The sequence below is a fragment of the Amycolatopsis decaplanina DSM 44594 genome (genome assembly GCF_000342005.1).
Lineage (GTDB): Bacteria > Actinomycetota > Actinomycetes > Mycobacteriales > Pseudonocardiaceae > Amycolatopsis > Amycolatopsis decaplanina.
This window is the reverse complement of sequence record NZ_AOHO01000058.1, coordinates 337,042-359,913: the sequence shown is the minus strand read 5'-3', so window position 1 is coordinate 359,913 and position 22,872 is coordinate 337,042. Positions and strand designations below refer to the sequence as shown.

Below are 22,872 nucleotides of genomic sequence, written 5' to 3'. Positions count from 1 at the left end.
GGTCAGCCATGGTCGGCTCCGGTCAACGGCGCGGGCGCCACCGGGATCCGGGCGGGAAGCCGGTCGGTCACCGCGGTGGGCAGCACCGCGAAGGACAGCAGTTCGAGATGACCGGTGGACGGGTTGTGCACCGACCCGCGCGTTCCCCCCGACCAGAGGACCAGGTCGCCAGGATGCAGCGGGACGGAATCCTCGGCACCTGTCCTGAATTCCCCTTCACCGCTGAGCACGAACCAGACCGCGTCGACACCTTCCCGGCCGCGCCCGTCCCGCGTCCCGCCCGGCGGCAGGCGAAGATAGTCGAAGGCCTCGCATTCACTGTGCAACATGCCGCGCCGGGCCAGACAGCGCCAGGCGTCGCCGTCATGGCTCCGGCTCAGTCCATCGGCGTTGGTGACGATCATCGCGCCGCCCCGGCGGTCTGCGGTGTGGTGAGGCTGGCGATGAACAATTCCAAGCCTTCGTCGCCCGCTTCCACCGTGACACCGCTGCCCAGCGGCAGGGTCAGCGCGACGCCGGCGCGCAGCGGCACCGTCGTCGATCCGGTCACCGCGGTTCCGTTGCCGCGCACGATGAACAGGGTGTGCTCCTGGTCCTCGGCGATCAGCGTTTCCTGCTGGCCGGGCTCGAACTGCGGCAGCCGGATCCGGCCGAGCGGCCCGCTCAGAAAGACACGCGCGTCGATCTCCCGTACCTCACGAAGATTGATCACCACGGCGTTGCTCATCGTTTTCCCCCATTTTCGGTCAGCTTCTGGTGTTCGGAATAGACGGCGGCCATGCGCGGGCCGACCACTTCGATGACCAGCCAGGTCAGCCGGTCGTCGCCCGAGTTGATCAGGCCGTGCCGGGTGCCGATGCCGTTCAGGATCAGGTCACCGCCCCGCACCGGGTGCTCCTGACCGTCGAGGAGCATGGTCCCCGTGCCGGAGATGATGAAATAGAGTTCTTCGGTCCGGGTGTGCACGTGTTCGCCGCTGATCCCGCCGGGCGGTAGCGCGGCCCATTCGACCGCCTCCCACGAGCCGAACAGGTCATGGCGGCGGGCGAACGCCTTCCATTCGGAGGCGCCGTCCGCGCCGTGCACGCCGTGGACGACCGACGCGTGGTCGAGGTCGGCGACCACCATGCCGCGGCTCATTTCCGCAGTCCGTCGAAGTGGGCGAGCCAGCCGTTCAGCGTGGGAGCGGAAGCCAGCTCTTCGAAGACGACCGGCACCTTCGCCCGGCGCCAGCGACCGACCAGCCGCATCATGTCGATCGAAGTCAAGCCCTGCAGGATCAGGTTGGCGTCGCCGGGAACGTCCTCGGGCCGGGTGTCCAGCAACGGTGCCAGGAGTTCGCGCAGTTCCTGCTCGCCGGGTGGTTGCGTACTCGACGGGGAATCGGTGTCCATGTCAGCCTTTCCGGTTCGTTACCGACAGACGGGATCGCTCGGCGAGCCGCACCAGCGCCACCTTGTCGACCTTCCCCAAGGGGGTGACCGGGAGTTCGTCGACGAACTCCACCCGGTCGGGAAGCTTGTAGCCGGCCAGTCCGCAGTCGTGCAGTGCGCGCTTGAGGTCGGGCAGCGACGGGCGTTCACCGGCCACCACGAGATAGGCACAGGTCCGTTCCCCGAGGAGGTCGTCCGGCACGCCGACCACCGCCGCGCGGAGCACTCCCTGGTAACCGAGCAGGTGCCCTTCCACCTCAGCCGCGGAGATCTTGTCGCCGCCCCGGATGATCACGTCCTTGATCCGGCCCTCGATGACCAGATCACCGTCGGCGGTCAGCCGGGCGAGGTCCCCGCTGCGGTAGAAGCCGTCCTCGGTGAACGCGATCGCGTTGTGCTCGGGCGCGCGGTAGTAGCCCCGCAAGGTATAGGGGCCGCGGGTGAGCAGTTCGCCGATCTCGCCGTCGGCGACATCGCGATCGTCCGGGCCGACGATCCGGAGTTCGTCCTCTTCGGACAGTGGTCTGCCCTGGGTGCCCAGTACCACCTCCGGTGTGTCGCCGAGCCTCGTGAGGGTGAGCAGACCCTCGGCCATGCCGAAGACCTGCTGGAGCTCGCAACCGAGGACCGGGGTGATCCGCTCGGCGACCGACCGCTGCAGTTTGGCGCCGCCGATCTGGACGACCCGCAGGCTCGACAGGTCCGCCTCGGACCACTCCGCCGCCTCCAACCACAGCTGGGCGATGCTCGGCACCACCGAGGTCACGGTGACCCGCTCGCCGGCGATCAGGGCGAAACAGTCGTCGGCCGTCGGGTCGTCGGCGAGCACCACCGTGCCGCCGGAGACCAGCGTGCCGAGCACTCCGGGGCAGCCCCAGGTGAAGTTGAACTCCAGTGGCAGGACCGCGAGATAAACGTCCGAAGTAGACATTCCGAGCACCGCGGACGTGGCGCGAATCTGGTAGGCGTAATCGTCGTGGGTGCGCGGGATGACCTTCGGCAATGCCGTCGTCCCGCCGGAGAGCAGGAAGAACGCCGCGTCCGACGGATCCTGCTCGGGGAACTCGACCGGTTCCGCGTCCACCGTGGACAGATCGATGACGTCGCCGCCCTTGCCGCTGAGGCTGAACAACAGCCGGAGCGAGGGCGCTCCCGATCGGACCTCCTTCGCCAGCACCCGGTGGTCGAACCCGCGGTGCACACCGGGCAGCACATACGCCACCGCGCCGGTGATCCGGCACAGATGCCCGATCTCCTGCGAGCGGTGCGCGGTCAGCGCGAACACCGGTTTGGCGCCGAGCCGGAACAGGGCGAAACACACCGCGACGAACTCCGGCACATTGGGCAGCTGAACCACGACCCGGTCGCCAGGGGAGATGCCGTACCTGGCGAAGCCCGCCGCCATCCGATCCGCCCAGCGGTCGAGTTCGGCGTAACCGATCCGGCGGTCGCCGTGCACCAGCGCGGTGGCGTCGCCGTACTCGGCGGCGGCCGTCCGCAGCAGGGTGCCGAGTGTTTCGCCCCGCCACAGCAGGGCTTCCCGGTAGCGCCGCGCCGGATCGGCGGGCCAGGGGGTGCATCCTTCCAACACGTCAGTTCTCCGTCGCTGGCTGATGGGCGGTGAGGATTTCGACGACGGCGGCGCCCATGGAGGCGCCCGCTCCCGAGGACACCAGGAGCACGCGGTCACCGGGACCGACCTGCCCGGAGGTCCACAGGTGTTCGAGCCCGAGGAACACCTCGGTCACCCCGGCGTGCCCGACTTGCCTGATGTAGTCCCAGATCCCGCGTTCGGCGTCGATCCCCAGCGGGTCGAGGAACATCGTTTCCAGCGATTCCCAGCCGAAACCGGGATGCGCGACCCTGGCGATCTCGTCGAAGGTGACGTCCGCTTCCTTGAGCACCGACTCGGTGACGGCGACGATCTTGTCGCCGAAGTAGCCGATGGGCGGGGTGACCCCCCGCGCCCACTGCTCGCGCATGTATTCCCGCCGCTTGGTGAAGTCCAACGGCTCCCCGACGGTCACCCCCGGCGGGAACAGCGGGTCGCCGCCGCGGTCGAGTGCCTCCATCCGGGCGTCGGACACCGAACCGATCGCCAGCAGCCGGGCGAACCCGCCGCCGCGGGACAGGGCCACCGCCGCGGCGGAGTCGGCGAGCACGAACGCCGAGGAGGTGCGCCAGCGATCCACCAGCGGGATGGAGAAGTTGTCCGCGGCGGTCACGAGCGCGGCCGGGTGACTCGGATTGGCCAGCAACCGGGTCGCGGCGAGTTCGAGCGCGGCCAGCCCGCCGAGGCAGCCCTGCTTGACCTCGATCGCCGGGATCGGCCGGTCCAGGGTGTTGTTCAGGATGTAGTGCGCGGGGGACCAGGCGTCCGGGCCCTGGTGGTGGGCGTGGCTGTGCAGCAGGACACCGAAATCGTCCGCGGCCCGGCCGGATCGCCGGATCGCCAGGTTCGCGGCCTCGACCGCCATGTCCGGCGCGGGCGTCGACCCGGCGACCGTGACCGACAGGATCCCCGACGCCTCGCGGTCCGCCTCGTCGTACCAGCCTCGCGTCACCGCGTGTTCGGTGCTCACCCGGTCCGGCAGGACGCTGCCGATCCCGGAAAGGTAGACGTCCTCCGTCCTCACGCGGGCACCTCCGCCTTGACCTCGGCGGCGACCAGGAAACGGGCGACGCTGTCGAGCTTCTCGCAGGTCTCCTCGAACTCCCGGTCCGGCTGCGACCGGCCGACGATGCCCGCACCGGCCCTCAGCCAGGTCCGGCCGTCCTGGCGGTAGACGGTCCGCAGCACCAGCGCGGCGTCCATCGCTCCTGACTCGTCCACGGTCAGCACGGCGCCGCTGTACAGGCCGCGGCGTTCGGTCTCATAGCGGCGAATGGCCTCGTACGCGGCCTCTTTCGACACCCCGGACGCGGTCACCGCGGGAAAGACGGCGGCGAAGGCGTCCCAAGCGTCGTGACCGGCGGAGAGCCTGCCGGTCACCCGGGAGGCGATGTGCTGGACACTGCCCCGTTCCTCCAGCGTCATCAGGTTGCGGACACCCACCGAGTCCGGTTCGCAGACGGTGAGCAGCTCGTCGTTGCCGACCTTCACCGAGATCGCGTGCTCGTAGATCTCCTTCTCGTCCGACAGCAGTTCCCCGCGCAGCCGGTCGTTGGTCGCGGCATCCGAAGTGAGCGCCCTGGTGCCGGCCAGCGGCTGGCTGACGACCGTGCCGTCCTCGGTCACGCTGACCACGATCTCCGGGCTGAACCCGGCTGCCTCCAGGCCGCCCAGCCGGACGAGGAAAGACCGGGCCGGGGTGTTCCGGCGGCGGCCGAGCACATAGGTACCGACCAGGTCGATGTCCTCGTCGACCCGCACGAGCCTGGACAGGATCACCTTCTGCAGCCGCGCGTCGGCGATGTCCTGCACGGCGCCCGCGACCGCGGCACGGTACTCGTCGCGGCCGGTCTGCCTGACATCCAGCGGAACCGCGTCGCTCTCACGGCCTTCGACCGGGCGGCCGAGCAGGTCGACGAGGACGGCGAGGGTGTCCGGATCGGTGGAGCGCACCCATGCCCGGCCGGAGCCGATGCGCACCTCGCTCTTCGGCACCACGAGATGCAGCAGGGGCTGGTCGTCCACATGCTCGAGATCACCGTCCTTGGCGTAGGACAGCTCGAACGTCGCGGCGCCGTAAGCCCGCCAGCCTCGGACGGGCACCATCCCGAGCAGTTCCTTGACCTGACGCAACGGCCGATCACTCCAGGGCAGTCGCGCGGTCCGCACGCCGCCGAGCCGGGCCCCGTTCCGGTCGAGCGTCACCTCGGCGAGCACTCCGCCCGCATAGGACCAATGCCCGTCCTTCTCGTAGATGACGAATTCGCCGTGCGGGCCCGCCTCGGCCAGCCTTGCCGACACCTCCAGCGGATCGCCCGCCACCTCGATCGACGTCTCGACGTATTGCGCCCACTCTGTCCCGCCCATTACAAAGACCTCGATTCTGCTTACACGACGACAGGAAAGGAATACGGATCCGAATTCGCCCTGGTGCTACCGGCGCCAGGCGGAAACCACTTCGATGGCCTGTTTCGGGTTGAGCCTCGGATCACAGAAACTGGTGTATTTGTCGCCGACGTGGCCGATCATCGACTCATCGGCGACACATTCGGTGACCTCGTCGGGGGTGGTCTCCAAATGCAGTCCTGCGGCCACTCCCCGTCCCTCGGACACCGCACTCCTGAATTCGAGGATCTCCCGCACGACGGTTTCCACGAACCGGGTCTTCAGCCCGTCCGGGCCGCTCACGGTGTTGCCGTGCATGGGGTCGGTGAGCCAGCCGGCCCGGTGGCCAGCCTCGCGGACCGCGGCGACCAGCGGTGGCAGGCGCTCGGCCGCCTTCCCGGCGCCCATGCGGGAGATGAGGGTGAGCCTGCCGGGGGTGCGGAAGGGGTCGAGCCGCTCGCAGAGTGCGACCAGCGCGTCCGGCGTCATATCCGGCCCGACCTTGCAGGCGATCGGGTTGTCGATCGTGGCCAGCAGGGCGGCGTGGGCACCGTCCAGTTGGTTGGTGCGGTTGCCGATCCATGGCCAATGCGTCGAGGTGAGGAGCCATCGGCCTGCCTCGGTCCGGCGCAGCATCGGCAGCTCGTAGTCGAGCAGCAGTGCCTCGTGGCTGGTCCAGACCGACGCCTCCGGCCGTTCGCCGTTGCGCAGGCGCAGGTACTCCATCGCCGCATTCGCCGCGTCGTAGCACTCGAGCAGGCGCTCCGGATCCGGCCTGCGAAGCACGGGGTCCGGCTCCGGGCTGTTGACCAGGTGACCGCGATAGACGGGCAGGTCGACGCCGCCGACCCGCTCGGCGGGCCTGGACCGCGGCTTGGCGAACTGGCCCGCGATCCGCCCCACTCGCAGTACGGGCTTGCCGGTGGCCATCTTCAACGCCCCGGCCAGCATGTCCAGCAAGGCGATCTTGCGGGCCACGTACCCCGGCGTGCATTCCGCCGGATCCTCGGCACAGTCGCCCGTCTGCACGACCAGGAGTTCACCTGCCGCGACCCTCGACAAGTGAGAACCCAACTTGTGGACATCGTCCGCGTACACCAATGGCGGCCGATCGGCGAGTATCTCTCTCACCATTCGCACGTGCTGGTGATCGGGCCATTCCGGCTGTTGCAAAGCCGATTCGGCCGAAATCACCGGTAGATCACTCCGCACCAGAGCCTCCCCCAATGAGCCGAGTTCGCCAGGATTCGATCGCTTGATCGGCAGCGTTCGACCATTACTTAATCGCTGGGCATGAGCGGCGAATTCGCTCGCCAAACACCGCTGAATTTTCGCGGCGGATTCGATCGCCGAATCTATCAGAACACCGGGCGCCTGAGTAGATTCTCCGTTCCTCGCCGTCTCGCCAGCGGGACAAATGCGCTCCACCCGCTATTGGCGACGAATCCGGCAGTTCGCCGCGCCAGGGCTCGCCCGTCGTTGACGCCGACTTCAACTGAAACTATGCTGGTTGCAGTTTCGAGGGGGGCGGGGTGGCACTCAGCAGCAGGAGCGCGGCGGCTATTCACGCACTGACGATGCTGGCGCGCTGGGACGATTCGCTGACCTCCGCGGAGATCGCGGATAGTCTGGCGAGCAATCCGGTGCTGGTCCGACGCATTCTCGGCAGCCTCCGCGACGCCGGGCTGGTGCGGTCCACGGAGGGACGTGGCGGCGGTTGGACGCTGGCCCGTCCGCCGGGGGAGATCACGCTCTACGACGCGTACACCGCGGTCGAGCAGGGGCCGATCCTGACCCGCCATGCCCATCCGCCCAGTACCACGTGCGATGTCGGCCGCCATATGCGCGCGCTGCTCGACGCGGAGTTCCGGGAAGCCGAACAGGCCATGGAAGAACGGCTCGGCCGCACGACGATCGCCCATCTCGTCCAGCAGGTTCTGGCCAAGGGGCGCGAGCTCGCCCGCGAAGAAGGTCTTCGCGCCGGCCACGTCTGAAGGTCAGCGAGGCCGTGTCGTCCGTCCCGTCACGCGTGTCGTCCACCCGATCACGCGTGTCGTCCGTCCCGTGACGCGAAACGAGAGGCGTCGGCCCGAAACGTCGCTCACGACCGACCCGATCCACCGACACGCGCACCGCGTTTCCGGTGCGGGACACCAGAACGGAAGCCATGTCCCCGAAATCCAACCCGTGGCCCGCGCTCTACGCGGTCATCGTCGGTTTCTTCCTGCTCCTGCTGGACATGAGTATCGTCGCGGTGGCCAACCCGGCGATCATGGCGGACCTGCACGCCGACATCTCCCAGGCCATCTGGGCCACCAGCGCCTACCTGCTTGCCTACGCGGTGCCGCTGCTGATCACCGGACGACTCGGCGACCGCTTCGGCCCCAAGAACGTCTACCTGCTCGGCCTGGTGGTGTTCACCGGGGCCTCGCTCTGGTGCGGAGGGTCCACCAGTATCGACATGCTGATCGCGGCGCGTGTCGTGCAGGGACTGGGCGCGGCTCTGATGACACCCCAGACCATGGCCGTCATCACCCGGACCTTTCCGCCGGACAAGCGCGGCGCGGCCATGGGTCTCTGGGGTGGCGCGGCCGGGCTGGCGGCGCTGGTCGGCCCGATCGTGGGCGGCGTGCTGGTGGACTGGCAGGGCTGGCAGTGGATCTTCTACGTGAACGTGCCCATCGGCATCCTCGCCTTCGTGCTGGCGGTCTGGCTGGTGCCCGCGCTGGAGACTCGGGAGCACAAGTTCGACATCACCGGGATGGCGCTGTCCGCGATCGGCATGTTCCTGCTGGTGTTCGGCATCCAGGAGGGCAACGCCAGGAACTGGGACCTCGTCATCTGGACGCTGATCGTCGCCGGGGTCGCCGTGCTGATCCTGTTCGTCGTCAACCAATCCCGCAACACACGGGAACCGCTGGTCCCGCTGAGCCTGTTCAAGGACCGCAACTTCTCACTGTCCAATGTGGCCGTCACTTCGATGGCGGCGGCGGTGAACGGCCTGTTCGTGGTCGCCTACTTCTACCTGCAACAGGTGCGGGACCTGTCACCGACGAAGTCGGCGATGGTCTTCGCGCCGATGGCGATTCTCACCGGCTTGCTCGCGCCCTTCGTCGGCAAGATCGCCGATCGGCTGCCGCCGCGGATGATCCCGACCATCGGTTTCGCCTTGTTCGCCGGGACCTTGTTCGGCTACACGTGGATCATGACGCCGGATTCGTCCCTGGCGCTGTTCGTCGTCCTCGGCGCCATCGCCGGTATCGCGAACGCCTTCGTCTGGGCGCCGCTCGCGGCCAACGCGATCCGGAACCTGTCCATGTATCAGGCGGGAGCCGGCTCCGGCGTGTTCCTGACCACCCGCCAGATGGGCTTCACACTCGGCTCGGCCGCCATCAGCGCGCTGCTGTCGACGCGCATCGCGGCACAGGGACTTCCAGCCGGTCCGATCGGCGAAACCGGTGACGGCACCAGTGTGCGCGACCTGCCACCCGAACTGCGCGAAACGGTGCTGCACAAGCTGAGCGGCGCGCTCAGCCAGTCCATGTACCTGCCGGCACTGGTCCTGCTGGTCGGTTTGCTCGCGTCCGCGCTGTTCGTGGGACGGTCCCGCGCCGCCGAAGCCTCGACGGCGCAGGCGGCGAAATCCCCCGCGGGGCGTTGAATCCCGGCACACCACAGAATGCCGAAAAGGCCCCTTTCGCTGCGGCGAAAGGGGCCTTTTCGGTCAACCGGCTCAGACGGTCTTCATCATCCCGCCGTCGATCACCAGATCCGCACCGCTCATATTGGCCACCTTGCCGGAGGCGAGGAACACCACGAGCGCCGCGATCTCCTCCGGGTCGGCGAACTCGCCGGTCGAGGTGCCGACGGTGGCGGGCAGTTGATCCTTGAACGTGTCCAGTGTGGCACCGGCTCGTTTGGCGATCATTTCGCCGGGGCCGCCGGGTGAAGTCCACAGATCGGTCCACACCGGGCCGGGCGAAATGGTGTTCACCCGCAGACCCTGGCCGCCGAACTCCTCGGCGAGTGCCTTGCCGAGATTCGACACCGCGGCCTTGACCGCGGATTGCGCGACCAGCCGCGGCTGGGGCAGTTTCGCGTTGACCGAACTGATGTTGATCACCGAGCCGCGGCGCTCGAGAAGGCTCGGCAGTGCGGCCCGCGTCGCACGGACATTCGACATGAACGTCACATTGAAGGTGTGCAGGAACGCCTCGTCGTCGAGCTGAAGGAATCCGCCGGGCGGCGTCGACGTGCCCGCGACATTGTTGACCAGCAGGTCGATTCCGCCATGCTGGTCGAGAGCGTGCCGCACGACGCGGGCGGGCTCGTCGGGATGGCCGAGATCGGCCTCGAGCGCGTCCGCGGTCAGTTCCTTCAAGCCGGCGGTGACGGTGCGGCTGCCCGCGACGACCGTGTATCCGTCTTCGACCAGCGCGCGAACGATCGCCAGGCCGATCCCCCTTCCGGCTCCGGTCACTACAGCGACACGTGTTGTCTTCGTCGTCATGAGAAGTGTCCTCCACCGCTTCAGCGGCAATAGTCGTGCTGGATCGAATCCCGCATTGGCCCGAACAGGCGACCGCCCCGGAGGTTCGTCCCGCCAGCGGGACGAACCTCCGGCCGTCGATCGGGCTCTGTGAAAACCGCGTTCACGTGTAATATCCCTTTCGGCGAGCGTCTCCGCTTCACCGACAGGCATTTACCGTCATCCCGTCGATTTCGTGCTCAATATATCCTCCGCCGCCCGGTCGAGTATCAGTACCATCCAGTTCTCCAGATGATCATCCGCCTGTTGTGCGGCGGCTCGCCAGCGCTCGACGCGTTCCCTGGCAACGGCCAGCCGCGGTATCACCGCGGCCGACTCCGCGCCGGTCTTCTTGTTCGCTTTGATCCCGCGCAGTCGACGGCGTAGCTCGTTGCGCGACCATCTTTCTTTCTCGGCACGGTCCAGCCAATGGTCCTGTTCCTTGGCGTCGAGTGCGGCGACCTCGGCGTGATGCTGGAAGCTCAGCAGTTCGCGGCGTCTCTCCAGTTGGAATCGGCGAGTTACCCAGGCATAGTTACGCAGGGTCTGATAGTCGAGCCCCGCGGCGTCGATGGCCCGGACATAGCGATCCGCGTAGTTCTCCTGACCGCAGACCAGCCAGTCGCCAAGGCACCAGGCCGACGAATCGAAGATCCGGGAAAGCTGCACTCCTGCTCGTTCCCAGTCGCTATAGGTGAGGCTGGGCGGAATGCGCAGGCCAAGGCGCGAGATCAGCACCTGGTCGGCGCGGACCTGCGGCTTCGGTTCTACTTGCGCCGGCTCGAGAACGTCTCGGTTGGTTGGTGGCACAGTTCCCCCTGAACGGTCGGACATTGTCGTTTGGTGTACTCGCGAGGAATTCCAGACGGCGTGGATCGACGCGGCAGACAATGGGCGACCTGACGGAGCCGTCGGTGAAACGATAATGGACGGCCCCGCGCGTCTCACTCCGTGAAACCGCTCCGGGTATACCGGATGGACGCCGTGAACTCACCGCATGGACACCCCCCATAGGCCACCTTCGATAGTAGCCCAGTCGTTACTCATGTGCGTTGCCCGTGACACCTGTTACGGGCTACTCCGAATGCGCACCCAATGGCCGCGGTGCTCTGGTAGGCTCGCGCTCACTTGGTGGCACGGGGGCCCGCCGAGGATGGGGTGTTGTGGGGGCAGCGGCGCATATTATCCGACGGGTCGTCTCGATGACGACGTCCGTCATCTTTGTTCTGCCCCTGATCTCCAGCGCGTATTCGACATGACTTCAGTGGGGAAAACAATGGAAGAAAGAATCGCCGATGCCGCGCGTGGAAAGGGCAGACGGGCATTTCTCAGTGCGAGCGCAGGGTTGGCCGTCGGCGCCGCCGCACTCCCGTTCCTCGGTTCCGGAACCGCGAATGCGACCGATCGTACGACCGACGCGTTCGGTCCCTTCACCGTCAAGCCGGGCGACCCTCGTTACGGGGAACTGATCACCGGGAACAATCAGCGCTGGGTGGGCTCTCCCGACTGTTTCCAGCTGGTCGGTTCGACCCAGCAGGTCGTCGACGCCGTCCAAGCCGCGGTCACGTCGGGCAGGCGGATCGCCGTGCGCAGCGGCGGCCACTGCTACGAGGACTTCGTCAGCAATCCCGACGTGCGCACGGTGATCGACATGTCCGAAATGGACTCGGTCTACTACGACCCGATCATGAAGGCCTTCGCCGTCGAACCCGGTGCGCGCCTGCTGAATCTGTACGCCACTCTGTACAAGGGCTGGGGCGTGACCCTCCCCGGTGGACGGTGCTACTCGGTGGGCGCGGGCGGGCACATCTGCGGCGGCGGTGATGGTCCGTTGTCCCGGCGCCTCGGGCTCACCGTCGATCATCTGTACGCCGTCGAAGTCGTGGTGGTCGATCAAGCGGGCAAGGCGCGCAGTGTCGTGGCGACCCGCGAGCCCGCCGATCCCAGCCGTGATCTGTGGTGGGCGCACACCGGCGGCGGCGGCGGGAACTTCGGCGTGATCACCCGCTACTGGCTGCGCTCGCCCGGAGTGAGCGGTGCCGATCCGGCAAGCGCGCTGCCCAAACCGCCGTCGACCGTCCTGGTCAACGGAATGTCGTTCTCGTGGGCGGAACTCACCGAGGCGAAATTCGCCAGGCTGGTGAAGAACTTCACCGGATGGCACGAGCGCAACAGCGCACCGGATTCGCCGGGTACGGCATTGTCGGCTTCGCTCGCCCTGAATCACAAGTCCAACGGCAATGTGGGCATGTTCGTCCAGGTCGACGGCGACGTTCCGAACGCGGAGCAGTTGCTGCAGGATTTCGTGACCGAAATTCGCGACGGTGTGTCGGCGACAATGCTTCCGCTGAGCGGAAACGTGGGCGAATACAGCGCGATGCCACAGCTGGTCAATGCCCAGCGGCTGCCATGGTTCCAGTCGGTTCGACTGCTGGCGACCAATTCGCCCATGCTGACGAATCCGACGCTACGCGCCGACCACAAGTCGGCCTACCACCGCAAGGCTTTCACCGACGCGGACGTGGCGGTCGTCTACAAGCACCTCACGAGCACCGCGATCGACAACCCGAACGCGATGCTGCTGTTGCTTCCGTACGGCGGGAAGGTGAACGCCGTGGACCCGGCCGCGACCGCCGCCTCGCACCGGAGTTCGGCGTTCCAGGCGCTCTGCCAGACCTTCTGGTCCGCCCCCGGCGACGACTCGAAGAACCTGGCCTGGGTCCGCACGTTCTATGCCGAGCTCTACGGCGCCACCGGGGGCGTCCCGGTTCCCAACGACCGCACCGACGGCTGCTACGTCAACTACCCCGACACCGACCTGTCCGACCCCGCGTACAACTCTTCCAAAGTTCCCTGGCACGACCTGTACTACAAGTCCAATTACGCACGCCTGCAACAGGTCAAGGCCAAGTGGGACCCGAAGGACATCTTCCGGCACAAGCAGTCCGTCAAACGTCCGTCTTGATCCGTGCTTATTCGGCGCTCGTCCGGGTGGCCTCTTTGGCCGCTTTCTTGAAGGCGCGGACCTGGGCGAGCGTTTCAGGGCCGGTGACGTCGGCGATGGAACGGCGGGAGCCGCGGTCGCCGTAGGCGCCGGCGAGGGCGCGCCAGCCTTTGGGCTGGACGCCCAGTTGTTTGCCGAGGAGCGCGAGGAGGATCTTGGCCTTTTGCTCGCCGTAGCCGGGGAGGGCTTTGAGGCGTTTGAGGACTTCTTCGCCGTTGGGTTTGGGGCGGCCTGCCGTCCAGATCGCGGTGGTGTCGCCGTCGTAGTGCTCGATGATGTGCCGGGCAAGGGTCTGGACGCGCCGGGCCATGGAGCCGCCGTAGCGGTGGATGGCCGGTGGGGTGACGCAGAGTTCGACGAAGGTCTCGGTGTCGGCTTCGGCGATTTTGTGGATATCGAAGCCGTCCATCCGGTCGGCGATCTTCTTCGGTCCCCGGAAGGCGTGTTCCATCGGGTACTGCTGATCAAGGAGGAGCCCGGTCACCAGGGCGAACGGATCGTCGTTGAGCAGCTTGTCGGCGTCGGCGTCGCCGGTCAGTCGGAGCTCGTTCGGCATGGCATCATCTTCCCGGATCAGAGGTGGCGCGGCGGCTACCCGCGATACGCGCGTCCTGCGCCCAGGATCTCACGACCGGGCCGGAGCGCGCGTCCTCATCCGTGTGGGTCCACCAGCAGGTCCGCCGCCGCGGTCGTGACGGCGTCCGACACCGCCGCCAGCGCGGGCGAGTCGAGTTTCCACTGCTGCCAGAACAGCGGTACGTCGATGGGGTGATCCAGGTCCAGGCAGACGAAGCTGCCGTCGCGCAGGCGGTCGCCGATCTGCGCGAGCGGCACCATGCCCCAGCCCATCCCGGCCGCGACGGCGTCGAAGAACCCTTCGGACGACGGGACGTAGTGCCGCAGCGAGCTCGCGATCGTGCCGCGCTCGCGAGCGAAGCGGTCTTGAAGATCGTCACGGCGGTCGAAGACGACGACGGGTGCTTCGGCGAGGTCGAGGTCCGTGCCGAGCGCCGGGCTCACGACGGCCAGGTAGCGCATGTGCCCGAGCCGGTGCACCGAACACCCCGCGACCGGATCGGGTGACGACGTCACGGCGGCCATCACCAGGCCCTCTCGCAGCAGGGTCGTGGTGTGGTCCTGGTCCTCGCGATGCAGTTCGAAGCAGATCTTCTGCTCGGGGGGCACCCGCGTGAGGGCGGGCAGGAACCAGGTCGCCAGCGAATCCGCGTTGACCGCGATCGGCAGCCGGACCGGTTCGTCGCCGGCGGTCAGGCCGAGTTCGGCCCGGGTGTCGGCCTCCAGCAGGGCCATCTGACGGCCGAACCGCACCACCGCCTGCCCGGATTCGGTCAGGCGCACCGGTTTCGTGCGGATCAGCAGGACCAGGCCGGTGCGCTGTTCGAGCGCCTTGACGCGCTGGCTGATCGCCGACGGTGTCACGTGCAGCGCCGACGCCGCCGCGTCGAACGTGCCCTCGTCGGCGACCACCAGCAGTGTGCGGACCAGGTCGAGCGGCAGATCTGTCATCACGAACGCTAATCTTACGTAAGAATCTTTAGCTGTACTGTTGACGATCGGCTTCCTAGCCTGGCCCGTATGGGAGACGTTCTGTTCAGCCTGGGTGCCGGATTCGGCGCCACCATGGCCCTCATCGTCGCGATCGGCGCGCAGAACGCGTTCGTGCTGCGCCAGGGCATCCGTCGCGAGGCGGTACTCGTGGTAGTGCTGATCTGCATCTTCTCGGACGCCATCCTGGTCAGCCTCGGCGTCGGCGGGGTCGGCGCGCTGGTGGGGACGTCACCCGAAGCGCTGACCATCGTCGCCCTGATCGGCGGCGCTTTCCTGCTTTGCTACGGCGCTCTCGCGGCCCGTCGCGCGTTCAAGCCGGCCGCGCTGGAGACCGGCGGCCCGGAGACCGGCGGATCGCTGCGCCGCATCGTGCTGACCACGCTGGCGATCACGTGGTTGAACCCGCATGTCTACCTCGACACGCTCCTCCTGCTCGGCGCGATCGCGGCCGGACACGGCAGTGACCGATGGGCGTTCGGTGTGGGCGCGGTGTCGGCCAGCGTGCTTTGGTTCCTCGCGCTCGGTTTCGGCGCGCGGCTGCTCAGCGGCTTCTTCCGCAAGCCGTCGTCGTGGCGGGTGCTGGACGGCCTGGTCGCCGCGACGATGATCGGCCTGGGGTGGCGCTGGTGGCCGGCGCCTGATCACGACCCCACGGCAAATCACCGGGACGGCCGCCGCACAGCGGGTTCGCCGATCGGCACCCGCGCACGCGGAAGAGTCCTGCTCCCTTGTGATCCATCACAATGAGCGGAGCTTAAGTCTGGTCTTTCTCCTGGTCCCGGGCGTCGGTTTGTGACGCATGATGACTCGCATCACATACTGACGAGTAACCGGAGGCAGGGATGCGGGCTCGGGTCACCAACGGCGGTGCCACGAAGACCAGGAGGATCCTCACCACACTTGTCGCGGCCTTGACGTTCACGATCGCCGTCCCGGCGGCGGCGAGCGCGGCGCCGTCGAGCGGCTGGAACGACTGGTCGTGCAAACCGAGCGCCACCCATCCCGAGCCCGTCGTGCTGGTGCACGGCCTCGGCGGCAACGCGACGACCAACTGGTTCTACCACGCGCCGAAGCTCGAGAACGCCGGTTATTGCGTCTATTCGCTGACATATGGCGCCACCGTCCTGGGTGGACAGTTGTTCGGCGGGCTCGCCTCCATGCGGAAGAGCGCCGTCGAACTCGGCGCGTTCGTGGACCGCGTGCGGGCGAGCACCGGCGCGGACAAGGTCGACATCGTCGGGCATTCCGAGGGCACGACGATGCCCGCGTACTACCTCAAATTCGAGGGAGGCGCGGAGAAGGTGAAGCATTTCGTCGGGTTCGGCTCGAACTTCAAGGGCACGTCGCTCAACGGCCTTTCCGGGCTCGCCAAGGCCGTGCTTTCGCTGCCCGGCATCGACCTGCTCGCCGACGGCGTGTGCGGGGCGTGCCGCGAATACCTGGCGCCGTCGGACTTCCTCGACGACCTCGCCCGCGGTGGGGTGAGCGTGGCGGGACCGGCCTACACGAGCATCGTGAGCCGCCACGATCGAGTGGTCACGCCGTACACGAGCGGCGTGCTGAACGAGCCGGGCGCGACCGACATCGTGTTGCAGAACCGCTGCGGCGCGGACGTTTCCGGGCATCTGAGTCAGGCGATCGACCCGAACGTGACGGGCCTGATCCTCAAGGCCCTCGACCCGGAAGGCGCTCCCGCGCCGAAGTGCGTGCCGTTCTTCGCGCCGCTGTAGGCCTCAGGGCCTGGTCGCGTGCACCACGAACACCGACCGGACCCGATCCTCGGTCTCGACGTCGAGGCGTTTCACGGTCACCTCGGTGAAGCCGGCTTCGAAGGCCAGTTCCGCCGCGTCGTCCTCGGTTTCCGGCAGCTTCAGGTCGGCGGGGACGATCGCGGCGAACGCCTCCGACGGCCGGAACGCCGACGCCAGCGGCAGGCTGAAACCGGCGCGGCCACCCGGTCGCAACGCCCGCAGCCAGTCGCGGAGCGCGGCCGCGCCGAGGAAATGCAGCGAAGACGCGCACAGCACGACGTCCGCGCCTTCGTCCTCCACCGGCGACGGAACCGCCGAGGCGACCTGCCAGGTGATGCGCTTTCCGGGATCGTGAGCCGCAGCCTTCGCCTCGGCCTGGGCGATCATGCCCGGCGAGATGTCGATCGCGAGCACTTCGCCCGGCTTTAGGCGCAGTGCGGCGAACGCGGCCACACCGGTACCGGTCGCGACGTCGAGAACTCGTTCGGGCGCCGTACAGCCGAGCCCGTCGACGAGCGCATCGGCGACGAGGCCGTGAAAGGTGTCTTCGTCGTAGTGCGCGGCGATGCCGTCGAACAGCCCGGCCGCGATCTCCTCGTTCACGACGGCGACCCTATCCGGGAGGCGGCGGCGTCCGGCGAAACCCAGGTCGACGCGGTGGTACCAGCACAGCTCCGGATCACCTTCGAGCCAGCACAGCAGGACGTCGACGCCGTCGAGTTCGGCGGGGAAGTCGATCAGGAGCGGGGCGAAGCCCTTCAGTTCCGCGCCCGTCCGCTGGACGGTGGTCATCAGATCGTCCAACCGGGCCTGCGCGGCCTTCCACTCCGGCATCCCGCCGAGCGAGGTCTCCCGGCCGCCCGGCCGCAGGGACGCGGCGAGTTCGGCCGCGTCGGCGCGGAGGCGGACGAGCTCGTCGAGCACGGGGCGTAGCCGGGCGAGCTCGGCGCGGGCTTCGGGAACGGTGAACAAACCCATGCGCCGATGGTCCCAGCCCGCTCAGCGGCGCCGCCGGGCGAGTCTCGACGCGAGACCCGCGCCGATCAGGAGGAAGCCCGTCGCGAGCAGCCCGCCGATGAACAACCAGCTCGTGACGCCGTAGGTGACATCGTTCTGCGGCAGGTATTTCACCAGGCGGAAGCCCCACTCCGGGACGGCGATGGTGGCCACGCCCGGGGCGACACCCCAGACGAAGCCGCCGAGGATCGGGCCGGTCGCCGAGAGTGCGCCGAGCAGTCCGACCGCCAGCAAGAGGATCCCGCCACCCACGAGGAGGCCGATGCTGAAGACGTCACGCTGGGTGCTGAGCGTCGCCTGGACGAGCATCTGCTGCCGCAGGCCGCCCCAAGCCAGCAGGCCGAGGGCGACCGGCGTCAGGATCAGGCCGCCTGCGCCGCTGAGGACGCGACGCACGCCTCGACCCGCGCGCGGGTCTTCGGCACCCAGGTCGTCGTCGACGGCCTCGTACGGTTCATACGACTCAACGTCCTCGTACGGCCTTCGCGGGTCCTTGGGTTGCTGCTCGTACTCGCCGTACTCCTGGTAGTCCTCGTCGTCGTACTCCGCGACGTACCGCTGCGATGACATGGGCGGGTCACCTCCCTGAACCGGACTACGGACGTCAGCCCCCTTCGGTTCACTTCGATCTCCGCAGAGCGCGTTCAGCCCGCTAAACGCGATCTGAGCGGCGCCGCGAGAGGGTGCCGACCAGGCCGGCCCCGATCAGCAGGAAACCGCTCCCGACCAGCGCGCCCATCACCAGCCAGGTCGCCAGGCCGACGCCGAGTTCGCTGCCCCCGATGTCGTAGATGAAGCTCATGACGTCGCGGGGGCTCAAGATGAACGCCAGACCCGGCAGCACACCCCACAGCAGTCCGCCCGCCGCCGGCCCGAGCCCGGACAGCGCCCCGAGGAGCGCGACGCCGAGCAGGAGGAGGCCACCGAGGACCAGCAGGATCACGCCGAGCGGGTCTTCGCCGACGGACAACGACTGCGAGAAACCCCGCTGCAGTCGCGAGCCGCCGTAGATCGTCAGGCCGAGCCCGACCGGCGTGAGCAGGACACCGCCGAGCCCGCTGATCACGCGAGGCACCGTGCGGCCGCTTTGCCTGGGCTGGAGGTAAGGCTCCGGCACCGCGGGCTGCTCGTGCGGCGGCACGGCGTAGGGGTTGGTGGACATGGAGGTACCGCCCTTCCGATGGCCGGCTGTGCCGAAAGTGGAGTGCGGTTCGATGATGACGCGGTCGCCGTCGTTCCGTGACGGCCGGATGGCCGTCGTACGACCGGGTGACGTCGGACACATCTGCCTCGTGGAGACTTGATACCGACCACTACCGGAACCATCCAGGACCGTTAAGCAGTACGCTTGTACCGCTACCGGAGAGACTGAAGAAGAACGCGAAGATCCGCGGAAGGAGCACCGCTGCTCATGGCCAAGATCAAGGTCCAGGGCACCGTCGTCGAGCTCGACGGCGATGAGATGACCCGCATCATTTGGCAGTTCATCAAGGACAAGCTGGTCCACCCCTACCTGGACCTCAACCTCGAGTACTACGACCTGGGCATCGAGGAGCGGGACCGCACCGACGACCAGATCACCATCGACTCGGCCAACGCGATCAAGAAGCACGGCGTCGGCGTCAAGTGCGCCACGATCACGCCGGACGAGGCGCGTGTCGAGGAGTTCGGCCTGAAGAAGATGTGGCGGAGCCCGAACGGCACCATCCGCAACATCCTCGGCGGCGTCGTCTTCCGCGAGCCGATCATCATCAACAACATCCCGCGGCTGGTCCCCGGCTGGACGAAGCCGATCATCATCGGCCGTCACGCCCACGGTGACCAGTACAAGGCCACCGACTTCAAGGTCCCCGGCCCGGGCACCCTGACGCTGACCTACACGCCGGCCGACGGCTCGCAGCCGATGGAGTTCGAGGTCGCGCAGTACCCCGAGGGCGGCGGCGTCGCGATCGGTATGTACAACTACCGCAAGTCCATCGAGGACTTCGCCCGCGCCTCGCTGCAGTACGGCCTGGACCGCGAGATGCCGGTCTACCTGTCGACCAAGAACACGATCCTCAAGGCCTACGACGGCATGTTCAAGGACGTGTTCCAGGAGATCTTCGACGCGGAGTTCAAGACCGACTTCGACGCCAAGGGCATCACCTACGAGCACCGCCTCATCGACGACATGGTCGCCGCGGCGCTCAAGTGGGAGGGCGGCTACGTCTGGGCCTGCAAGAACTACGACGGTGACGTCCAGTCCGACACGGTCGCGCAGGGCTTCGGCTCGCTGGGCCTGATGACCTCGGTGCTGCGCACCCCGGACGGCAAGACCGTCGAGGCCGAGGCCGCGCACGGCACGGTGACCCGGCACTACCGCCAGCACCAGCAGGGCAAGCCGACCTCGACCAACCCGATCGCGTCCATCTACGCGTGGACCCGCGGTCTCGAGCACCGCGGCAAGCTGGACTCGAACCCGGAGCTGATCGGCTTCGCGAACAAGCTGGAGCAGGTCGTCATCGAGACCGTCGAGAGCGGCAAGATGACCAAGGACCTCGCGCTGCTCGTGGGCAAGGACCAGCCGTTCCAGACCACCGAGGAGTTCCTCGCGACGCTGGACACCAACCTGGCCAAGAAGATCGCCCAGGGCTGAGCCTCGCTGTAAGTACGTGAAGGCCCCCTTCATTGCGCTAGACGCAGTGAAGGGGGCCTTCACGTACTTCCGCCCGCGTCGTGACCGTGGGTAGCACGTGACCGATCGGGGTTGGCGCCTCCGGGTGGTTGGCAATCCGGGATCTGGGCGGCCGCCCCGGCTTCTGCCACTCTGGTCCAGACAGAAAACGATTCCCTTGTTCGAGGAGTGACCATCATGGCCATCTCGAAACCGGTCTTGTTCATCGGCGGCGGACTGGCGCTGATCGTCGTCGTCGCCATCTCGGGACAGGACAGGGAGTCGAGCGCGTCGAGCCCGACCGGTTGCCAGGTCGTGGTGACGGCCGACGTGCTCAACGCACGCGACGCCCCGGGCGGGCAGAAGATCGTCGGCAAGTACGTCAAGGACGCGAAGATCGACGCGCAGCCGGTGGTCGAGAACGGCTTCCGCAAGATCGCCGAGGGGAAGTGGGTCTCCGCCGAGTTCGCGCCCCCGGTCCAAGGCGCCAAATGCGGCCCGTGACCTGCGGGTTCGCGTTTAGCCCGCTAACCGCGACAGGCGCGTTGAGCTGCGGGATCGCGGTTAGCCCGCTAAACGCAAGTGGGTGCCTTCCGCGGCCGCCAGCACCTCGCCGCTGAACTCCTTCCGCGCTTCGGCCACCGAGATCTCGCGGTCGGAACCGGGCCAGAAGTGGGTCAGCAGCAGCCGCCGGGCTCCTCCGCGCTCGGCCCAGTACCCGGCCTCGCCCGCCGTCGACACCAGGCGCGGCGTCTCGTCGGGAGACGGGCCCTGAAGCGTGGCGTCGGCGATGAGCAGGTCCGCGTCGCGCGCCAGCTCCGCGAGGATCGGGCTTGGCCCGCTGTCGCCGGTGTAGGCGACGGTGAGCCCGGGCGCGGTCAGCCGGACTCCGTAGTTCGGCACGTGGTGCGGCAGCAGGAACGTGGTCATCCGGAACGGCCCGAGCTCGCGCGGCGGGCCGAGTTCGCGCACGTCGAAGATCGTCGTCGGATGAGGTCGCGGTTCCATCGCTTCGAGCCGTCGCACCGTGCCGGGCGTGCAGTGCAGCGGGATCCTCGGCTCGTCCGGCAGCCCGTAGGCGCGGGCCCGGCCGAGCGCGCTCACATCGGCGCAGTGATCGGGATGTTCGTGCGTCACCACCACCGCGTCGACCCGGCCACCGGGGCAGTGTTCGAACAGGCGTGACGCGGCGCCGTAGCCGAGGTCGAGCACGACCTTGAAGCCCTCGTGGACCAGGAGGAAGCCGGCGCAGGCCCGGCCTGGTTCCGGCCAGGCGCCGCAGCTGCCCAGCACGATGAGCTCGCTCATGCGCGCAGTCTCCCAGAACGAACGCCCTGCCGGTTCTGTCGGACCCTCCGGGTAGCGTGCGATGGGTGCTGACCGTCTCCACCGTGAATGTCAACGGCCTCCGTGCCGCCGCGAAAAAGGGCTTCGTCGAATGGCTGGGCTCGACGAAGGCCGACGTCGTCGCCTGCCAGGAGGTCCGGGCCGAGCTCAAGGAGCTCCCGGCCGGCGCCGCCGCGCCCGAAGGCTGGCACGTGGTGCACGCGCCGTCGGTGCAGAAAGGGCGCAACGGCGTCATGCTCTTCAGCCGGGCGGAGCCGGAAGAGGTCCGCATCGGTTTCGGCGAGCCCGAATTCGAGGACAGCGGCCGTTACGCCGAGATCCACCTGCCGAACGTCGTGGTCGCGAGCCTGTACCTGCCCAGCGGCGACGTCGGGACCCCGCGTCAGGACGAGAAGGAGCGCTTCATGGCGGCGTTCCTGCCGTATCTCGTCGACCTGCGCGCCAAGGCCGAGGCAGGCGGCCGTGAGGTCGTCGTCGTGGGCGACTGGAACATCGCCTACGACAAGACCGACCTGAAGAACTGGCGCGGGAACCAGAAGAGCTCGGGCTTCCTGCCGGAGGAGCGGGAGTGGCTCGGCCGCGTCTTCGGCGAGGCCGGCTACGTCGACGTACAGCGCAAGCTCGATCCGGAAGGCCCCGGCCCGTATACCTGGTGGTCGTACCGCGGGAAGGCGTTCGACAACGACACGGGCTGGCGCATCGACTGTCAGATCGCCACCCCCGGCCTGGCCGAGCGGTGCACCTCCGTCGTGGTCGAGCGCGCCGAGTCCTATGACCAGCGCTGGTCCGACCACGCGCCGGTGACGGCGACGTACTCGAACTGAGCATCCGACCCGATCCTGGACGCCACGGTCGTTCAACGTGACCTCCGGGATCGGGTCGGGCACAATCAGGCTCAGGAGGTGGCCGTGCACGAGTCGATCGAACTCAGGAAACGTGAGATCGAGGAGCTTTGCCGAACTCACTCAGTGCGCCGCCTCGACTTGTTCGGCTCCGCCGTGGATGACAGGTTCGACCTGGTGTCGAGCGATGTCGACGTGCTTGTCGAGTTCGACGCGGGGCCAGGGTTCGACTACTTCGGTACTTACTTCGATCTGAAGGAAGGCCTTGAGCGGGTGCTGGGTCGCCCGGTCGATCTCGTCAGCGTGACCAGCATTCGCAATCCGTACTTCAAGCAGCAGGTGCTGGAAACCCGGGAGCTTCTCTATGCGGCGTGACGCTCGCGCTTACCTTTGGGATGCGTTGAGGGCGGCTGAGTTGCTGAGCGAGTTCAGCGAGGGCGAAGACTTCGATGCCTACCAGTCGAACGCGATGCTGCGCTCGGCGGTAGAGCGACAGTTCGAAATCATCGGTGAGGCGCTGAACCAGCTGTCCAAGGTGGATGGTGATCTCGCGGCGCAAGTGCCTGACCTGGGGCGTATCGTCGCATTTCGCAACATTCTCATCCATGGTTACGCAACGGTCGACGATGCCTTGGTGTGGCAGGTGCTCACTGAGCGGCTTCCTGGGTTGATCGGCGTTCTGCGGCGGTTGCAAGATGCCTGAACCGACCACGCGCCGGTGACGGCGACCT

At 67.6% G+C, this 22,872-nt stretch carries 26 protein-coding genes; 10 read left to right on the top strand and 16 right to left on the bottom strand.

From position 1 onward, the window contains the following. Positions 1 to 2: 2 nt before the first annotated feature. From H074_RS21080 to H074_RS21045, 8 genes are all read right to left on the bottom strand, one after another. The gene (locus H074_RS21080) at positions 3 to 404 is read right to left on the bottom strand and encodes a cupin domain-containing protein (RefSeq protein WP_007032085.1); all 402 of its coding nucleotides are present in this window, start codon (positions 402 to 404) and stop codon (positions 3 to 5) included. Further along, positions 401 to 727 (bottom strand): cupin domain-containing protein, encoded by a 327-nt coding sequence (locus tag H074_RS21075; protein ID WP_007032084.1) that lies wholly within the window; start codon positions 725 to 727, stop codon positions 401 to 403. The genes H074_RS21080 and H074_RS21075 overlap by 4 nt, the downstream gene beginning before the upstream one ends. Further along, entirely contained in the window at positions 724 to 1,140 is a 417-nt protein-coding gene (locus H074_RS21070) for a cupin domain-containing protein (protein ID WP_051071962.1), read from the bottom strand. Before H074_RS21070 ends, H074_RS21075 begins: the two co-directional genes overlap by 4 nt. Continuing rightward, a complete protein-coding gene (locus H074_RS21065; RefSeq protein ID WP_007032082.1) occupies positions 1,137 to 1,394 on the bottom strand; it encodes a phosphopantetheine-binding protein in 258 nt (85 codons plus the stop codon). Before H074_RS21065 ends, H074_RS21070 begins: the two co-directional genes overlap by 4 nt. Position 1,395: 1 nt before the next feature. Continuing rightward, complete coding sequence (locus H074_RS21060; protein ID WP_051071961.1) at positions 1,396 to 3,024, bottom strand: (2,3-dihydroxybenzoyl)adenylate synthase; 1,629 nt, start codon at positions 3,022 to 3,024, stop codon at positions 1,396 to 1,398. 1 nt (position 3,025) lies between these two features. After that, complete coding sequence (locus H074_RS21055) at positions 3,026 to 4,069, bottom strand: ketoacyl-ACP synthase III family protein (RefSeq protein ID WP_007032080.1); 1,044 nt, start codon at positions 4,067 to 4,069, stop codon at positions 3,026 to 3,028. Further along, positions 4,066 to 5,412: a salicylate synthase gene (locus H074_RS21050; protein ID WP_007032079.1), complete on the bottom strand. Its 1,347-nt coding sequence runs from the start codon at positions 5,410 to 5,412 to the stop codon at positions 4,066 to 4,068. Before H074_RS21050 ends, H074_RS21055 begins: the two co-directional genes overlap by 4 nt. Before the next feature lie 66 nt (positions 5,413 to 5,478). Further along, positions 5,479 to 6,624, bottom strand: coding sequence for a 3-deoxy-7-phosphoheptulonate synthase (locus H074_RS21045; RefSeq protein ID WP_007032078.1), 1,146 nt, complete (start codon positions 6,622 to 6,624; stop codon positions 5,479 to 5,481). Positions 6,625 to 6,962: 338 nt separating this feature from the next. Here H074_RS21045 and H074_RS21040 point away from each other — a divergent pair, with 338 nt between their 5' ends. Then, positions 6,963 to 7,424, top strand: a complete 462-nt coding sequence (locus H074_RS21040) for an RrF2 family transcriptional regulator (RefSeq protein WP_268744770.1) — start codon at positions 6,963 to 6,965, stop codon at positions 7,422 to 7,424. Positions 7,425 to 7,597: 173 nt separating this feature from the next. Then, positions 7,598 to 9,091, top strand: a complete 1,494-nt coding sequence (locus H074_RS21035; RefSeq protein WP_007032076.1) for a DHA2 family efflux MFS transporter permease subunit — start codon at positions 7,598 to 7,600, stop codon at positions 9,089 to 9,091. A 72-nt stretch (positions 9,092 to 9,163) separates the two neighbouring features. Here the strand turns inward: H074_RS21035 and H074_RS21030 are convergent, their stop codons facing one another. Then, the gene (locus H074_RS21030; RefSeq protein ID WP_039922990.1) at positions 9,164 to 9,940 is read right to left on the bottom strand and encodes an SDR family NAD(P)-dependent oxidoreductase; all 777 of its coding nucleotides are present in this window, start codon (positions 9,938 to 9,940) and stop codon (positions 9,164 to 9,166) included. A gap of 198 nt (positions 9,941 to 10,138) precedes the next feature. Beyond that, a complete protein-coding gene (locus H074_RS21025) occupies positions 10,139 to 10,768 on the bottom strand; it encodes an LmbU family transcriptional regulator (RefSeq protein WP_235096827.1) in 630 nt (209 codons plus the stop codon). 535 nt (positions 10,769 to 11,303) lie between these two features. Here H074_RS21025 and H074_RS21020 point away from each other — a divergent pair. After that, positions 11,304 to 12,923 carry an FAD-binding oxidoreductase gene (locus tag H074_RS21020; RefSeq protein WP_007032073.1) on the top strand — a complete coding sequence of 540 codons (1,620 nt, stop codon included), beginning with the start codon at positions 11,304 to 11,306 and terminating at the stop codon, positions 12,921 to 12,923. Between the two features lie 7 nt (positions 12,924 to 12,930). Here H074_RS21020 and H074_RS21015 read toward each other — a convergent pair whose 3' ends face one another. Together H074_RS21015 and H074_RS21010 are read right to left on the bottom strand one after the other, a co-directional pair. Next, on the bottom strand, positions 12,931 to 13,518 hold the full coding sequence (locus H074_RS21015; protein WP_007032072.1) for an HhH-GPD-type base excision DNA repair protein: 588 nt from the start codon (positions 13,516 to 13,518) through the stop codon (positions 12,931 to 12,933). 95 nt (positions 13,519 to 13,613) lie between these two features. Further along, a complete protein-coding gene (locus H074_RS21010; RefSeq protein ID WP_039922985.1) occupies positions 13,614 to 14,492 on the bottom strand; it encodes a LysR family transcriptional regulator ArgP in 879 nt (292 codons plus the stop codon). Between the two features lie 66 nt (positions 14,493 to 14,558). Between H074_RS21010 and H074_RS21005 the strand changes: the two genes are divergently transcribed. Both H074_RS21005 and H074_RS21000 read left to right on the top strand, forming a co-directional pair. Then, positions 14,559 to 15,278, top strand: a complete 720-nt coding sequence (locus tag H074_RS21005; protein WP_007032070.1) for a LysE/ArgO family amino acid transporter — start codon at positions 14,559 to 14,561, stop codon at positions 15,276 to 15,278. 95 nt (positions 15,279 to 15,373) lie between these two features. Next, entirely contained in the window at positions 15,374 to 16,261 is an 888-nt protein-coding gene (locus H074_RS21000) for an esterase/lipase family protein (protein ID WP_007032069.1), read from the top strand. A 3-nt stretch (positions 16,262 to 16,264) separates the two neighbouring features. Here the strand turns inward: H074_RS21000 and H074_RS20995 are convergent, their stop codons facing one another. The 3 genes from H074_RS20995 to H074_RS20985 all read right to left on the bottom strand — a co-directional run bounded on the left by H074_RS20995 (position 16,265) and on the right by H074_RS20985 (position 18,461). Next, positions 16,265 to 17,260 carry a DUF2203 family protein gene (locus H074_RS20995; protein ID WP_007032068.1) on the bottom strand — a complete coding sequence of 332 codons (996 nt, stop codon included), beginning with the start codon at positions 17,258 to 17,260 and terminating at the stop codon, positions 16,265 to 16,267. A 21-nt stretch (positions 17,261 to 17,281) separates the two neighbouring features. Further along, positions 17,282 to 17,869: a hypothetical protein gene (locus tag H074_RS20990; protein ID WP_007032067.1), complete on the bottom strand. Its 588-nt coding sequence runs from the start codon at positions 17,867 to 17,869 to the stop codon at positions 17,282 to 17,284. 82 nt (positions 17,870 to 17,951) lie between these two features. Next, on the bottom strand, positions 17,952 to 18,461 hold the full coding sequence (locus tag H074_RS20985) for a hypothetical protein (RefSeq protein ID WP_235096826.1): 510 nt from the start codon (positions 18,459 to 18,461) through the stop codon (positions 17,952 to 17,954). A gap of 249 nt (positions 18,462 to 18,710) precedes the next feature. On the opposite strand from H074_RS20985, the gene H074_RS20980 reads away from it, so the two are divergent. Beyond that, a complete protein-coding gene (locus H074_RS20980) occupies positions 18,711 to 19,934 on the top strand; it encodes an NADP-dependent isocitrate dehydrogenase (RefSeq protein ID WP_007032065.1) in 1,224 nt (407 codons plus the stop codon). Between the two features lie 216 nt (positions 19,935 to 20,150). Then, complete coding sequence (locus H074_RS20975; protein WP_007032064.1) at positions 20,151 to 20,456, top strand: hypothetical protein; 306 nt, start codon at positions 20,151 to 20,153, stop codon at positions 20,454 to 20,456. A gap of 60 nt (positions 20,457 to 20,516) precedes the next feature. Here H074_RS20975 and H074_RS20970 read toward each other — a convergent pair whose 3' ends face one another. Further along, positions 20,517 to 21,260 carry an MBL fold metallo-hydrolase gene (locus tag H074_RS20970; RefSeq protein ID WP_007032063.1) on the bottom strand — a complete coding sequence of 248 codons (744 nt, stop codon included), beginning with the start codon at positions 21,258 to 21,260 and terminating at the stop codon, positions 20,517 to 20,519. Between the two features lie 56 nt (positions 21,261 to 21,316). On the opposite strand from H074_RS20970, the gene H074_RS20965 reads away from it, so the two are divergent. The 3 genes from H074_RS20965 (at position 21,317) to H074_RS20955 (ending at position 22,844) form a co-directional block, all read left to right on the top strand. Beyond that, entirely contained in the window at positions 21,317 to 22,123 is an 807-nt protein-coding gene (locus H074_RS20965) for an exodeoxyribonuclease III (protein WP_039922982.1), read from the top strand. Between the two features lie 84 nt (positions 22,124 to 22,207). Further along, on the top strand, positions 22,208 to 22,516 hold the full coding sequence (locus tag H074_RS20960; protein ID WP_007032061.1) for a nucleotidyltransferase family protein: 309 nt from the start codon (positions 22,208 to 22,210) through the stop codon (positions 22,514 to 22,516). Beyond that, on the top strand, positions 22,506 to 22,844 hold the full coding sequence (locus H074_RS20955; protein ID WP_007032060.1) for a HepT-like ribonuclease domain-containing protein: 339 nt from the start codon (positions 22,506 to 22,508) through the stop codon (positions 22,842 to 22,844). The genes H074_RS20960 and H074_RS20955 overlap by 11 nt, the downstream gene beginning before the upstream one ends. Positions 22,845 to 22,872: the final 28 nt, after the last annotated feature.

Bases quoted from the DNA above. Each gene is read 5' to 3' on its own strand.
- H074_RS21070 (WP_051071962.1), bottom strand. From the start codon at position 1,140: ATGAGCCGCGGCATGGTGGTCGCCGACCTCGACCACGCGTCGGTCGTC.
- H074_RS20985 (WP_235096826.1), bottom strand. From the start codon at position 18,461: ATGTCCACCAACCCCTACGCCGTGCCGCCGCACGAGCAGCCCGCGGTG.
- H074_RS21005 (WP_007032070.1), top strand. From the start codon at position 14,559: ATGGGAGACGTTCTGTTCAGCCTGGGTGCCGGATTCGGCGCCACCATG.
- H074_RS21030 (WP_039922990.1), bottom strand. From the start codon at position 9,940: ATGACGACGAAGACAACACGTGTCGCTGTAGTGACCGGAGCCGGAAGG.
- H074_RS21000 (WP_007032069.1), top strand. From the start codon at position 15,374: ATGCGGGCTCGGGTCACCAACGGCGGTGCCACGAAGACCAGGAGGATC.
- H074_RS21065 (WP_007032082.1), bottom strand. From the start codon at position 1,394: ATGGACACCGATTCCCCGTCGAGTACGCAACCACCCGGCGAGCAGGAA.
- H074_RS21015 (WP_007032072.1), bottom strand. From the start codon at position 13,518: ATGCCGAACGAGCTCCGACTGACCGGCGACGCCGACGCCGACAAGCTG.
- H074_RS21050 (WP_007032079.1), bottom strand. From the start codon at position 5,412: ATGGGCGGGACAGAGTGGGCGCAATACGTCGAGACGTCGATCGAGGTG.
- H074_RS20970 (WP_007032063.1), bottom strand. From the start codon at position 21,260: ATGAGCGAGCTCATCGTGCTGGGCAGCTGCGGCGCCTGGCCGGAACCA.
- H074_RS21075 (WP_007032084.1), bottom strand. From the start codon at position 727: ATGAGCAACGCCGTGGTGATCAATCTTCGTGAGGTACGGGAGATCGAC.
- H074_RS20990 (WP_007032067.1), bottom strand. From the start codon at position 17,869: ATGTCATCGCAGCGGTACGTCGCGGAGTACGACGACGAGGACTACCAG.
- H074_RS20975 (WP_007032064.1), top strand. From the start codon at position 20,151: ATGGCCATCTCGAAACCGGTCTTGTTCATCGGCGGCGGACTGGCGCTG.
- H074_RS20980 (WP_007032065.1), top strand. From the start codon at position 18,711: ATGGCCAAGATCAAGGTCCAGGGCACCGTCGTCGAGCTCGACGGCGAT.
- H074_RS20995 (WP_007032068.1), bottom strand. From the start codon at position 17,260: ATGGGTTTGTTCACCGTTCCCGAAGCCCGCGCCGAGCTCGCCCGGCTA.
- H074_RS21080 (WP_007032085.1), bottom strand. From the start codon at position 404: ATGATCGTCACCAACGCCGATGGACTGAGCCGGAGCCATGACGGCGAC.
- H074_RS20955 (WP_007032060.1), top strand. From the start codon at position 22,506: ATGCGGCGTGACGCTCGCGCTTACCTTTGGGATGCGTTGAGGGCGGCT.
- H074_RS21035 (WP_007032076.1), top strand. From the start codon at position 7,598: ATGTCCCCGAAATCCAACCCGTGGCCCGCGCTCTACGCGGTCATCGTC.